The 13,503-nt window shown below is 60.7% G+C and carries 6 protein-coding genes and 1 rRNA gene; 6 read left to right on the top strand and 1 reads right to left on the bottom strand.

The annotated features are described in order from the left end of the window. The 5 genes from rrf to CGA21_RS26425 all read left to right on the top strand — a co-directional run. Positions 1 to 102: ribosomal RNA gene (rrf, locus tag CGA21_RS26445) — 5S ribosomal RNA — on the top strand; the annotation flags it as partial. A gap of 262 nt (positions 103 to 364) precedes the next feature. Beyond that, the gene (gene recC, locus CGA21_RS26440) at positions 365 to 3,817 is read left to right on the top strand and encodes an exodeoxyribonuclease V subunit gamma (protein WP_188265380.1); all 3,453 of its coding nucleotides are present in this window, start codon (positions 365 to 367) and stop codon (positions 3,815 to 3,817) included. Beyond that, a complete protein-coding gene (gene recB, locus CGA21_RS26435; RefSeq protein ID WP_188265379.1) occupies positions 3,814 to 7,521 on the top strand; it encodes an exodeoxyribonuclease V subunit beta in 3,708 nt (1,235 codons plus the stop codon). The genes recC and recB overlap by 4 nt, the downstream gene beginning before the upstream one ends. Further along, entirely contained in the window at positions 7,518 to 9,617 is a 2,100-nt protein-coding gene (recD, locus tag CGA21_RS26430; protein WP_188265378.1) for an exodeoxyribonuclease V subunit alpha, read from the top strand. Before recB ends, recD begins: the two co-directional genes overlap by 4 nt. 224 nt (positions 9,618 to 9,841) lie before the next feature. Continuing rightward, complete coding sequence (locus CGA21_RS26425; protein WP_110746664.1) at positions 9,842 to 10,852, top strand: acyltransferase family protein; 1,011 nt, start codon at positions 9,842 to 9,844, stop codon at positions 10,850 to 10,852. Between the two features lie 16 nt (positions 10,853 to 10,868). On the opposite strand, the gene CGA21_RS26420 is transcribed toward CGA21_RS26425, so the two are convergent. After that, entirely contained in the window at positions 10,869 to 11,816 is a 948-nt protein-coding gene (locus tag CGA21_RS26420; RefSeq protein ID WP_110746665.1) for a LysR family transcriptional regulator, read from the bottom strand. Positions 11,817 to 11,966: 150 nt separating this feature from the next. Between CGA21_RS26420 and CGA21_RS26415 the strand changes: the two genes are divergently transcribed. Continuing rightward, entirely contained in the window at positions 11,967 to 13,493 is a 1,527-nt protein-coding gene (locus CGA21_RS26415; protein ID WP_110746667.1) for a CoA-acylating methylmalonate-semialdehyde dehydrogenase, read from the top strand. Positions 13,494 to 13,503 lie beyond the last annotated feature (10 nt).

Here is a 13,503-nt window from a genome sequence, read left to right as displayed (position 1 = left end):
AGCGTTGGAACCACCTGATCCCATCCCGAACTCAGAAGTGAAACGATGCATCGCCGATGGTAGTGTGGGGTTTCCCCATGTGAGAGTAGGTCATCGTCAAGATTAAATTCCAAAACCCCTATCTGCGTATGCAGGTAGGGGTTTTGTCTTTGTGGCCATCGCTAACCCTCCTGTAGGAGCGAGCCTGTCGAATCGTCGCACCGTCGCGATGGACGTCAACGATGACGCGGGAAGCCTGGCACCCCGCGGCGTTCTCAAGTTCATCATCGAAACGCCGCCCGGAGCATGCTCGCTCCTAAAAATGAAGCCAACCGCCTTCAATGTTAAAGTCGTCCCTCGATTTGCGCTTTCCAAGGAAGCCTTTATGCCGGACGCAACGTCCCTCAGTGCTGGTTTTATGGTGGTTCACGGCAATCGCCTGGACGAGTTACGCAGCCTGGTGGTGAGCTGGATGCGGCGCTACCCGCTGGCCCCCCTGGAAAATGAAATCGCCTTGGTGCAGAGCAACGGCATAGCGCAATGGCTTAAGCTGGCACTCGCCGAAGATCCTGAAGACGATGACATGGGCGGCTGCGGGATCGCCGCCGCCATCGATGTGCAATTGCCCGGCAGTTTCATGTGGCAGCTCTACCGGATGGTCCTGGGTCGCGACGAGATCCCGGCCAAGTCGCTGCTGGATAAAGCCCCCCTGACCTGGCGCCTGATGCGTCTGCTGCCGCAGTTGATCAATCAGCCACACTTCGAGCCGCTCCAGCGTTTTCTCACCCATGACCCCGATTTGCGCAAACGCTATCAACTGGCTGAGCGACTGGCGGATCTGTTCGACCAGTACCAGGTGTACCGCGCCGATTGGCTCGAAGACTGGGCGCAAGGTCGTCACCAGTTACGTAACGGCAGGGGCGAAGCCAAGCTGTTGACTGCTGCCAATGCCTGGCAGGCAGAGTTGTGGCGTGCACTGTTGCTGGATGTCGGTGAAGAAGGGATGGCGCAAAGCCGGGCCGGCGTGCATCAGCGGTTTATCGAACGCATCAACAGTCTCGACGTGGCTCCGAGTGGATTACCGTCACGGGTCATCGTATTCGGCATTTCCTCGCTGCCCGCTCAAGCCCTCGAGGCCCTGGCCGGATTGGCTCGGTTCAGCCAGGTGCTGCTGTGCGTGCACAACCCCTGTCGTCACCATTGGGCAGACATCGTCGCCGACAAAGACTTGCTACGTCATCAATACAAACGGCAGGCACGCAAAAGTGGCATGCCGGGCGTTCTCGATCCGCAAACCCTGCATCAACACGCGCATCCCTTACTGGCTGCATGGGGCAAGCAGGGACGGGACTACATCAACCTGCTCGACAGCTACGACGATCCCAACAGCTATCGATCGGCGTTTCGTGACGGGCGCATCGACCTGTTCAGTGAAAGCCAACCCCTGCACATGCTCAACCAGTTGCAAGACGACATCCTTGAGTTGCGTCCATTGGGCGAAACCCGTGAATACTGGCCGGCCGTGGATCTACAGAAAGACTCGTCGATCCGCTTCCACATTGCCCACAGCGCCCAGCGCGAAGTGGAGATCCTGCACGATCAGTTGCTCGCGCGCTTCAGCGCCGATCCGCTTCTACGTCCCCGGGATGTGATTGTCATGGTCCCGGACATCGACGCCTATGCCCCGCATATTCGCGCGGTGTTCGGCCAGCTTGAGCGCCACGATCCGCGCTTCATACCCTTCACCCTCGCGGACCAAGGACAGCGCGGCCGTGACCCGCTGTTGATCGCGGTGGAGCATCTGCTCAAGCTGCCAGACAGCCGTTTCCCGGTCAGCGAGATTCTCGACCTGCTGGACGTCCCGGCGCTACGGGAGCGCTTCGGCGTGGAGGAACGTGACCTGCCGACCCTGCATCGCTGGATCGAAGGGGCGGGAATCCGCTGGGGGATGAACGCCGAGCAGCGCGCAGGCCTGGGGCTGCCCGAGGCATTGGAGCAAAACAGTTGGCGTTTTGGCCTGCGGCGCATGTTGCTCGGGTATGCCGTAGGCAGTTCCGGTGCCTGTGGCGGCATCGAACCCTACGACGAGATCGGTGGTCTGGATGCCGCGCTCATAGGCCCGCTGGTTGCGCTACTGGACGCACTGGAAATTGCCCACCACGAGCTCTCTCAACCGGCATCGCCGCAGCAATGGAGCCTGCGCTTGCAGGCATTGGTGGCACTGTTCTTCCAGGCCAGTAATGAGCACGACGAGTATTTGTTGACGCAGCTGGAAACGTTACGCGAAACCTGGCTGGAAAACTGTGAGTCAGTTGGCTTGCACGACGATCTACCGCTGACCGTCGTCCGTGAAGCCTGGTTGGCCGGTCTCGATCAGGGGCGATTGTCCCAGCGTTTTCTGGCTGGAGCGGTCAACTTCTGTACCTTGATGCCCATGCGCGCGATTCCGTTCAAACTGGTGTGCCTGCTGGGGATGAACGATGGTGATTACCCGCGGGCACAGCCGCCACTGGACTTCGACCTCATGGGCAGCGACTACCGGCCTGGCGATCGCTCGCGGCGTGAGGACGACCGCTATTTGCTGCTGGAAGCATTGTTGTCGGCGCGCGATCAACTCTACATAAGCTGGGTCGGTCGCAGCATTCGCGATAACAGCGAGCGCCCGGCATCGGTGCTGATCGGCCAGCTCCGTGACCACCTGGCCAGCGGTTGGCGATTGGCCGATGCCGAGCAAGGCTTGCTTGAGGCCATGACCCAGGAGCATCCGCTGCAACCCTTCAGTGCCCGTTACTTCCACCAGGGAGATGCCCTGTTCAGCTATGCCAGCGAGTGGCAGGTGCTTCACCAAGACGGCGGGCATGCGCCCGGCCATGAGATGCTCGATGCCCACGTCCAGGAAGAGCCGCTGAGTCTGGGGCAGTTGCAGGATTTCCTGCGCAACCCGGTGCGACACTTCTTCAGTCAGCGATTGAAGGTGTTCTTTGAAGCTGCAGAAGCGCCTTTGGCCGATGAAGAACCCTTTGTCCTCGATGCCTTGCAACGCTATGGCCTGAGCGACAGTTTGCTCGGCGCGGCGTTGGCAGACCTGGAAAATACCGAGCAGGTGCTGGAGGCGCAGGCCAGTCGCCTGCAAAACAGTGGGCTGCTGCCCATGGCAGGATTTGGCGAATGCCTGCAACGCGAGTTGATCGAACCCTTGCCGGATCTGCTTGCGCGTTATCAACAGCTCCTGGCGTTATGGCCAACACCCCTGAGCAGTGCCCTGCCAGTCAATCTGCAAGTGGACGACCTGCGTATCGAGGGCTGGCTCAGTGGCCTGCATCAACGGGCAGACGGGGGCTTGCTGGCAGTCACGACGATCCCCAACAGCATTGGTTCGATCAAGACCCGCAAGTGGCATCGGCTGACACGACCGTGGGTCAATCATCTGGTGGCGTGCGCCAGCGGCATGCCGATGACCACGGCCTTGGTCGCCAGTGATGACAGCCTGCTGCTCGACCCGATTGCACAGGAGAGTGCCTTGCGAACCCTGGCCGATCTGTTACTGGCCTGGCAATCCGGAATGCGCCAACCCCTGCCGATAGCGGTCAAGACCGCCTTTACATGGCTCGGGCAGACCGACCCGGCCAAAGCCCAGGCAGCGGCCCGCAAGGCCTATGAGGGCGACGGCTTGACCACTGACGGCGAGCGCCGCGAAAGCATGGCGCTGGCCCGTCAGTTCGCCGATTACGACGCCCTGGTCGCCGACGAGACATTCGTCGATTGGTGCGATGCCTTGTATCGACCACTGCTAGAGGCTCCTTGGCGCTCAGTGTCCAGTGAGGAAGCCCGCCCATGACCACCCAGACACCCTTGGCCCTGGCGTTCCCGCTGCGAGGCAGTCAACTGATCGAAGCCAGCGCCGGGACCGGCAAGACCTTTACCATTTCCGCACTCTACCTGCGCCTGGTTCTGGGGCACGGTGGCGAATCCAGCGATGGACAGCACACGGGTTTCGGTCGTGAACTGCTGCCGCCACAGATCCTCGTGGTGACCTTTACCGATGCCGCCACCAAAGAGCTGCGCGAACGCATCCGTACGCGACTGGCAGAAGCCGCACGGTTTTTCCGCGACGAAACGCCGGCCCCCGACGCACTGATCAACCAGCTGCGGCAAGAGTACGCGCCGGAACAGTGGCCCGGCTGCGCCAACCGCCTGGACATCGCCGCGCAATGGATGGATGAGGCGGCCGTGTCGACCATCCACAGTTGGTGCCAGCGCATGTTGCGCGAGCACGCTTTCGACAGCGGTAGCCTGTTCACTCAGACTTTGGAAACCGATCACAGCGATCTGCTGGGGGAAGTGCTGCGCGATTACTGGCGCTTGTTCTGTTATCCGATGCAGGGCGATGCGTTGAACTGGGTGCGCAGCAATTGGGGCGGTCCGGCCGCCTTGTTGCCGCGGATCCGCGGGTTGTTCGCCAGCGCGCGTGACACCCTCGCCGGTAAGGAGCCGGCGCAATTGATCACTGAGTGCCTGCAGGAGCGGCGAGCCGCCTTGCTTGAGCTGAAGATGCCGTGGCGCCAGTGGGCCGACGAGTTGCTGGCCCTGTGTCACGAAGGTGTCGCCAGCAAGAGTGTCGACGGGCGCAAGATGCAGGCGCGGTATTTCGAGCCCTGGTTCGAGAAAATCAAAGCCTGGGCCGAAGACGAGTCCCTTGAGCAACTGGACATCGGTACCGGCTTCACGCGCCTGACCCCTGACGGCATGGCAGAAGCCTGGAAGAAAGGCGCCGCGCCGGATCATCCGGGCCTGGACGCCATGCCCGCGCTCAAGGCCTGTCTTGATGGCTTGCCGACGCCCGATGCGGCCGTACTGCAACACGCTGCCCATTGGGTGGGGGCGCGTTTCGAAGAGGAAAAGCGCCGTCGTGCGGAAATGGGCTTCGACGACATGTTGCTGCGCCTGGACGCGGCGCTGCAAAGCGATGGTGGCGAGCGACTGGCGAGCTTGATCCGCGAACAGTTCCCGGTGGCATTGATCGACGAATTCCAGGACACCGACCCGGTGCAGTACCGGATCTTCGAGAGCATCTACCGCATTGAAGACAACAGCCCCGACAGCGGGCTGTTCCTGATCGGCGACCCGAAGCAGGCGATCTACGCCTTCCGCGGCGCTGATATCTATACCTACTTGCGGGCCCGTCAGGCGACCACAGGCCGCCTGCACACCCTGGGCACCAACTTCCGTTCGAGCCATGGCATGGTCGGTGCCGTGAATCACGTGTTCGACTATGCCGAGTCTCGCGAGTCCGGGCGCGGGGCGTTCCTGTTCCGGGAAAACAATGGCGACAACCCGGTGCCCTTCCAGCCTGTCGAGTCCCAGGGGCGCAAGGAAGTCCTGCGCATCGATGATCAGGCAGTACCGGCGTTGAACATCTGGCACCTGTGCGCCGAGCAGCCGTTGTCCGGTGCGGTTTATCGCCAACAACTGGCCGCCGCCTGTGCCAGCGAAATCACCGCCTTGCTCAACGGCGGACAACAAGGGGTTGCGGGCTTCGTGCGCGATGACCAGCCGCTCAGAGGCTTGATGCCTGCGGACATTGCCATCCTCGTGCGTGATGGCAAGGAAGCGCAGGCGGTGCGTACCGAGCTCGCCAACCGAGGCGTGCGTAGCGTTTATCTGTCGGACAAGGATTCGGTGTTCGCCGCGCAGGAAGCCCATGACGTGCTGACCTGGCTCAAGGCCTGCGCCGAGCCGGACGTCGAGCGGCCACTGCGCGCGGCACTGGCCAGCATCACATTGAATCTGTCGTTGGTCGAGCTGGAGCAATTGAACCAGGACGAACTGGCCTGGGAAGCGCGGGTCATGCAGTTTCGCCGCTATCGCGAGATTTGGCGCAAGCATGGCGTGTTGCCAATGCTGCGACGCTTGCTGCATGACTTCAAGCTGCCCCAGGCATTGATAGCGCGCAGCGATGGCGAGCGGGTCCTGACCAATCTGCTGCACCTGTCCGAGTTGCTGCAACAGGCGGCCGCCGAACTTGATGGCGAGCAGGCATTGATCCGGCATTTGTCCGAGCACCTGGCGTTGTCGGGCCAGGCGGGTGAAGAGCAGATCCTGCGTCTGGAAAGCGACGAGCAACTGGTCAAGGTCGTGACCATCCACAAGTCCAAGGGGCTGGAGTACCCTTTGGTGTTCCTGCCGTTCATTTGCTCGGCGAAACCGGTGGATGGCAGTCGTCTGCCGTTGCATTACCACGATGTCGCAGGCAAGGCCCAAGTGACCTTGAACCCCACGGCCGAATTGATCGCCCTGGCCGATGATGAGCGCCTGGCTGAAGACCTGCGCCTGTTGTATGTGGCCCTGACCCGGGCGCAACATGCCTGCTGGCTGGGCGTGGCGGATCTCAAGCGCGGCAATAACAACAGCTCGGTGCTGCACCTGTCGGCGCTGGGGTATCTGTTGGGCGGCGGTGCTTGCTTGAACGAGTCGGCGGGCTTGCAGGCCTGGTTGCGAGACCTGCAACAGGGCTGTCCGGCGATTGGTCTTGAACAAATGCCTGAAGCCTCCCGCGAGCACTACCATCCACCGCAGAACACCGCTGCGTTGCTGGCACCGTTGACCGTGCAACGCAAGGCCAGTGAAAACTGGTGGATTGCCTCTTACAGCGCCTTGCGCATCGGCGACAGCCTGAGCATCGGCAGTGACCAGGCGCCCGAAAGTGCACAGGCACAGAAACTCTTCGACGACGAACGTCTTGACCCGCATACCCCTCGAGAGATGGTGGCCGGCGGTGCCGATATCCATCGATTCCCCCGTGGCCCGAACCCGGGCACCTTTCTCCATGGGTTGCTCGAATGGGCCGGCAACGAAGGTTTTGCCGTCACCGGGCAAGCCGTGGAAGATGCGATTGCCCGTCGCTGCAATCGCCGTGGCTGGGAAGGCTGGATCAGCACGCTGAGTGAATGGCTGCAGCACCTGCTCAAGTCGCCGTTGCCGCTGGGCAGCGGCGAGGCACCGGTGGTATTCGGGCAGTTGACCCAGTACCGGGTCGAAATGGAGTTCTGGTTCGCCAGCCACAAGGTCGATGTGCTCAAGCTCGATGCGCTGGTGTGTCAATACACCCACAACGGTGTGCCTCGGGTGGCCGCCGAGTCGGTGTTGCTCAACGGCATGTTCAAGGGCTTCATCGACCTGACGTTCGAGCATGACGGCCGCTATTACGTCGCCGACTACAAATCCAACTGGCTCGGCGTCGACGACGCGGCCTATACCGCGCAGGCCATGGAGCAGTCGATTCTCGACAACCGCTACGACCTGCAATACGTGTTGTACCTGCTGGCCCTGCACCGCCAGCTCAAGGCCCGGCTTGCCGATTACGATTACGACCGGCATGTCGGAGGCGCGCTGTACCTGTTCCTGCGCGGTACCCGTGCGCCAAGCCAGGGCGTGTATTTTGCCCGCCCACCCAAGGTGCTGATCGAGCAACTGGACCGCCTGTTTCAGGGCAAGCCGCAGCCCAGGGTCGAACCCGCCTGGGAACAGGGAGAACTGCTATGAACCGCACCTTCGCCAATGTGCTGTCGACGCCATTGAGTGCCGACAGCCTGGCGCAACTCAGCCCTTTGACGTGTGCCGAAGACTTGTTGCTGCTGCTCACGCGTTGGGTCGAGCGCGGCTGGTTGCGAGCACTGGACAAGGCCTTCGTCGGTTTTCTTCACGAACTGGCTCCGAACGATGATCCGCTGGTACTGCTGGCGGCGGCATTGACCAGTCACCAGTTGGGTCATGGGCATGTGTGCCTGGACCTGTTCGAAACCCTCAAGGAGCCGGACTTTGCCCTGTCGCTGCCCCCGGAAGGCGACCTGCAAGGTGGCGCGATGTTGCTGCCATCGCAACTGCTGGAAGGGCTGGATGGCGCCCACTGGTGCAAGGTGCTGGCCGCCAGCAGCCTGGTTGCATTGGCGGCGGACGAGCGCGACAGCGTGCATCAGCGGCCTCTGGTGTTGGCCGGCAAGCGCCTGTACCTGCGACGCTACTGGACCTACGAACGACGTATCGACAATGCGTTGCGCGAGCGCCTGGCGGTGCACGAGAGTGCACCGGGGGACTTGTTGCAGCGCCTGACGGGGCTATTCGGTCCGGCCAGGCCCGGTGAGGTCGTCGACTGGCAAAAACTCGCTTGCGCCCTGGCGACTCGCAGCGCTTTCAGTATCGTCACCGGCGGTCCGGGAACCGGCAAGACCACCACGGTGGTGCGCTTGCTCGCCTTACTCCAGGCCCCGGCCGTAGAGGCGGGCAAGCCGCTGCGCATTCGTCTTGCGGCGCCAACCGGCAAGGCGGCGGCGCGGCTGACCGAGTCCATCAGCGCACAAGTGCGAACGCTGAAAGTCACTGAAGCCATCCGCGAGAAAATCCCCTCTGACGTCACCACCGTGCACCGCCTGCTCGGCAGCCGCCCGGGGACGCGACATTTCCGTCACCACGCCGGCAATCACTTGCCGCTGGATGTACTGGTGGTGGACGAAGCGTCGATGATCGACCTGGAAATGATGGCCAACCTGCTCGATGCGCTGCCGGCCCATGCCCGCCTGGTGCTGTTGGGTGACAAGGACCAACTGGCGTCGGTGGAGGCCGGTGCCGTGCTGGGCGATCTGTGTCGCGACGCCGAAGCGGGCTGGTATAGCCCACACACTCGACAATGGCTGCAAACCGTCAGTGGCGAAAGCCTGGCAGACAGTGGGCTGCAGGAAGACACCCAGGGCACCCATCCGCTGGCCCAGCAAGTGGTGATGTTGCGCCACTCGCGGCGTTTCGGCGAAGGCAGCGGCATTGGCCAGTTGGCTCGTTGGGTGAACCAGCAACAGCCCGCGCAAGCCCGCAAGTTGCTGGCGGCGCGAAGCCACGACGATGTGTTCAGCCTGTCCCTGCGCAATGAACAGGATCGGGCGCTGGAGCGCCTGCTGCTCGAAGGTCATGGTGAGGGGCCGCAAGGCTACCGCTATTACTTGAACCTGCTGCGCAACCAGCGTCCAGCGCTCGATTGTCCCCTGGAAGATGCGCGCTGGACCGATTGGGCCCGGCAGGTCCTGCAAGCGTTCGACGCCTTCCAGTTGTTGTGCGCAGTGCGCAAAGGCCCGTGGGGCGTGGAAGGCTTGAACCAGCGGGTGACCGACGCCTTGTTGAAGGCACGGCTGATCGACAGCGACCAGCAGTGGTACGAAGGCCGCCCGGTGCTGATGACCCGCAACGATTACGGTCTGGGCTTGATGAATGGCGACATCGGCATTGCCCTCAAGCTTCCCGAGCGCGAGGGGCCCGAGGCCGGGAAACCGGTGCTGCGAGTCGCGTTCCCGAGGAACGACGGCCAGGGCGGCGTGCGTTTTGTGTTGCCCAGTCGCCTCAATGATGTCGAAACCGTGTACGCCATGACCGTGCACAAATCCCAGGGCTCGGAATTCGCCCACACTGCGTTGATCCTGCCCGATGCCCTGAACCCGGTGCTCACCAAGGAGCTGATCTATACCGGCATCACCCGGGCCAAGGATTGGTTCACATTGATCGAACCTCGGGCTGGCGTCTTCGAAGAGGCGGTGCGACGTCGGGTCAAACGCTTGAGCGGGCTGATGCTGGAACTCAAGGAGGCGAGCGCCTGACAGCGCTCGCAGCGCATCTGCCAAAAAGTGGGCGTTGCACTTCACGCCATGAAAGCAACGTCAAAAAAACAGTTATTTAGCCAAATGCTCGCGACAAAATTTTATCATGGCGTGAAGTGTAAAGCGCAAAAGCTGGCCTAGACTTCAGGCTTGAATGGTCTGGCTTCATGAGATTTTCACTGCTACGACTATTGGGTTTTTATATCCAAAGAGCGAATGCCAATATGAGTGATAGTTCCGTAGCAGGCTCTCGATTAAACGTACTTGATGGATGGCGCGGAATAAGTATCTTGCTGGTACTGGCGTGTCACCTGCTACCACTTGGCCCAAAGTTTTTGCAGTTGAATTCTGCTGCAGGCGTCATGGGCATGGCTATATTTTTTACCTTGTCGGGTTTCCTGATCACAAGTTTTCTGCTCAATAACGACAGCGTCATTGATTTTCTGATTCGCAGGTTCTTTCGCATTGTGCCTCTTGCCTGGCTGTACATGGCAATTGTCTTGCCTATCATGAGCAGCCCTCCGGATTACTACATCGCAAACTTTTTGTTCTTTGCCAACTGGCCACCCATGTGGCTTGGCGAGGTAAACGGCCATTTATGGAGTTTGTGCATGGAGGTCCAGTTTTATGTGGCCATCGCCTTGCTGGTAGTCATGATGAGGAAAAGGTGGATGGTGCTCATCCCTTTTCTTGCCATCGCCGTCACAACCTATCGAGTCATGAATGATGCCCATGTCGTCATCAATACCTATTACCGCATTGATGAAATACTGTCTGGTTGCATACTGGCGCTGATCTATCACAAAAGACTGGGTAATAATCTTGTGAAGGCGCCGGCACAAATGCTGGTCGTGCAAATGGCTTTATTCGCCTTGTTTGTCGTGTCCAGTCATCCCGACGGTGGTTTCATGAACTACTTGCGCCCTTACATTGCCGCCGCAATGGTCGGGAGTACGCTGCTCAATGGCCGGACATTCATTGCCCATGTTCTGAACAACCGCATTCTGTTTTATATCGCCACCATCTCCTACGCGCTCTACGTTGTACATCCGCTGCTGGCGCATACCTGGCTGGGTAGCGGGGATACCATCGTTAAATATCTGAAGCGTCCGTTGTTGTTCGCCGCCATTTTCATCACCGCGCATATCTCAACCTTCTATTACGAAAAATGGTGGATAGCGTTCGGCAAGACATTGTCCAGGAAAGTGGCTGGCCGCCAACCGGTTACAACCTGAACGTTCTTGAACATCCTCAGTCGGCGAACAGCATCTGCCGACTGTCCCCCATCAACAGCGCCTGGTTCTGCTCGGTCACCGCGCGGATGTAATCCCACAACAGGGTAATCCGCTTGAGCTTCCTCAGATCCTCCCGACAGTACATCCAGAATTGCCGGGTGATGTTGATTTCCTGCGGCAACACCGGCAACAACCGTGGGTCCTGGGCTGCCAGGAAGCACGGCAGGATAGCCAGTGATCGCCCTTGTTGCGCGGCCACGAACTGCGCGATCACGCTGGTGCTGCGCAGATTGGCGCTGGCGCCGGGGAGCACGTTGGCCAGGTACAGCAGCTCGGAGCTGAACGCCAGGTCGTCGACATAACTGATGAACGAATGCTTGCCCAAGTCGGCCGGGCGGCGGATTGCCGGGTGCTTGTCGAGGTATTGCTGCGTCGCATACAGCTGCAGGCGGTAGTCCGTCAGCTTGCAGCAGACATAGGGGCCGTGTTCCGGGCGCTCCAGGGCGATGACGATGTCGGCCTCGCGCTTGGACAGGCTGATGAAGTGCGGCAGCGGCAGGATGTCCACTGAGATCGCCGGGTAGGCGTCGACGAAGTGACTCAGTTGCGGGGTAATGAAAAAGCTGCCGAACCCTTCGGTGCAGCCCATGCGTACATGGCCGGACAAGGCCACCCCGGAGCCCGAGACCTGTTCGCAGGCCATATGCAGCGTACTTTCGATCGACTCGGCGTAGCCCATCAGGCGTTGGCCTTCGGCGGTCAGGACAAAGCCGCTGGTCCGGGACTTCTCGAACAGCAGGGTGCCCAGCGAAGCTTCCAGTGAACTGATGCGCCGCGACACGGTGGTGTAGTCGACGGCCAGGCGCTTGGCGGCGGTGCTGGCCTTGCGGGTGCGTGAGACCTCAAGGAAAAACTTGAGGTCATCCCAATTCAGTGAACCCAGAGACGTGATGTTTTTTTGCATGATGGACCGGCTTTTATGTGCGTTCTTATTAGAAGTTTGCACATCTATACTCCAAAAACAGCCCGATAACCAATTCGTGGCACACGTCTTATCGCAGGGTGACTTTTCGCCCTGGCTCCTGAAATAAAAACAAAGATTCGGAGACCCCACATGAACGCTTCGCTTACGCCTGACGAGACCACCGTGCAAAAGGTCAAACTGTTGATCGACGGCCAGTGGGTCGAATCGCAGTCCACCGAGTGGCACGACATCATCAACCCGGCAACCCAGCAAGTGCTGGCCAAGGTGCCGTTTGCCACAGCTGAAGAAGTCGACGCCGCCATCAGTGCCGCCCATCGCGCCTTCCAGACCTGGAAGCTGACGCCGATCGGCGCGCGGATGCGCATCATGCTCAAACTGCAGGCGTTGATCCGCGAACATTCCAAGCGCATCGCGGCGGTCCTGAGCGCCGAGCAGGGCAAGACCATTGCCGACGCTGAAGGCGATATTTTCCGTGGCCTGGAAGTGGTCGAGCACGCGTGCTCCATCGGCAGCCTGCAAATGGGCGAGTTCGCTGAAAACGTGGCGGGCGGCGTGGACACCTACACCTTGCGTCAACCAATCGGCGTTTGCGCCGGTATCACACCGTTCAATTTCCCGGCGATGATTCCGCTGTGGATGTTCCCGATGGCCATCGCCTGCGGCAACACCTTCGTGCTCAAGCCGTCCGAACAGGACCCGATGTCGACCATGCTCCTGGTGGAGCTGGCCATCGAGGCCGGGATTCCGGCCGGCGTGCTCAACGTGGTGCACGGCGGCAAGGACGTGGTGGATGCGCTGTGCACCCACAAAGACATCAAGGCCGTTTCCTTCGTCGGCTCGACGGCGGTCGGCACGCACGTCTATGACCTGGCCGGCAAGCACGGCAAACGCGTGCAATCGATGATGGGCGCGAAGAACCACGCCGTGGTGCTGCCCGATGCCAATCGCGAACAGGCGTTGAATGCGCTGGTGGGTGCCGGTTTCGGCGCGGCCGGTCAGCGGTGCATGGCGACTTCTGTGGTGGTGCTGGTCGGTGCGGCCAAGCAATGGCTGCCTGACTTGAAAGCGCTGGCGCAAAAACTCAAGGTCAATGCCGGCAGCGAGCCAGGCACCGACGTCGGCCCGGTCATCTCGAAAAAGGCCAAGGCGCGAATTCTCGACCTGATCGAAAGCGGCATCAAGGAAGGCGCGAAACTCGAGCTCGATGGTCGCGACATCACGGTTCCCGGTTACGAGAAAGGCAACTTCGTCGGCCCGACCCTGTTCTCCGGTGTAACCCCCGACATGCAAATCTACACCCAGGAAATCTTCGGTCCGGTGCTGGTGGTGCTGGAAGTCAATACGCTCGACGAGGCGATTGCCCTGGTCAACGCCAACCCGTTCGGCAACGGCACGGGCCTGTTCACCCAGTCCGGTGCGGCGGCGCGCAAGTTCCAGAGCGAAATCGACGTCGGCCAGGTCGGCATCAACATCCCGATTCCGGTACCGGTCCCGTTCTTCAGCTTCACCGGTTCCCGTGGCTCCAAGCTTGGCGACCTTGGCCCGTATGGCAAGCAAGTGGTGCAGTTCTACACTCAGACCAAGACCGTCACCAGCCGCTGGTTCGATGACGACAGCGTCAACGACGGTGTGAACACCACCATCAACCTGCGTTAAGGAGCCGGAC

The sequence above is a fragment of the Pseudomonas sp. PSB11 genome, assembly GCF_014596605.1.
GTDB lineage: Bacteria > Pseudomonadota > Gammaproteobacteria > Pseudomonadales > Pseudomonadaceae > Aquipseudomonas > Aquipseudomonas umsongensis.
The sequence above is the reverse complement of the archived record's forward strand: the minus strand, read 5'-3'. Positions and strand labels throughout refer to the sequence as shown.

Bases quoted from the DNA above. Each gene is read 5' to 3' on its own strand.
- CGA21_RS26420 (WP_110746665.1), bottom strand. From the start codon at position 11,816: ATGCAAAAAAACATCACGTCTCTGGGTTCACTGAATTGGGATGACCTC.
- CGA21_RS26425 (WP_110746664.1), top strand. From the start codon at position 9,842: ATGAGTGATAGTTCCGTAGCAGGCTCTCGATTAAACGTACTTGATGGA.
- recB (WP_188265379.1), top strand. From the start codon at position 3,814: ATGACCACCCAGACACCCTTGGCCCTGGCGTTCCCGCTGCGAGGCAGT.
- CGA21_RS26415 (WP_110746667.1), top strand. From the start codon at position 11,967: ATGAACGCTTCGCTTACGCCTGACGAGACCACCGTGCAAAAGGTCAAA.
- recD (WP_188265378.1), top strand. From the start codon at position 7,518: ATGAACCGCACCTTCGCCAATGTGCTGTCGACGCCATTGAGTGCCGAC.
- recC (WP_188265380.1), top strand. From the start codon at position 365: ATGCCGGACGCAACGTCCCTCAGTGCTGGTTTTATGGTGGTTCACGGC.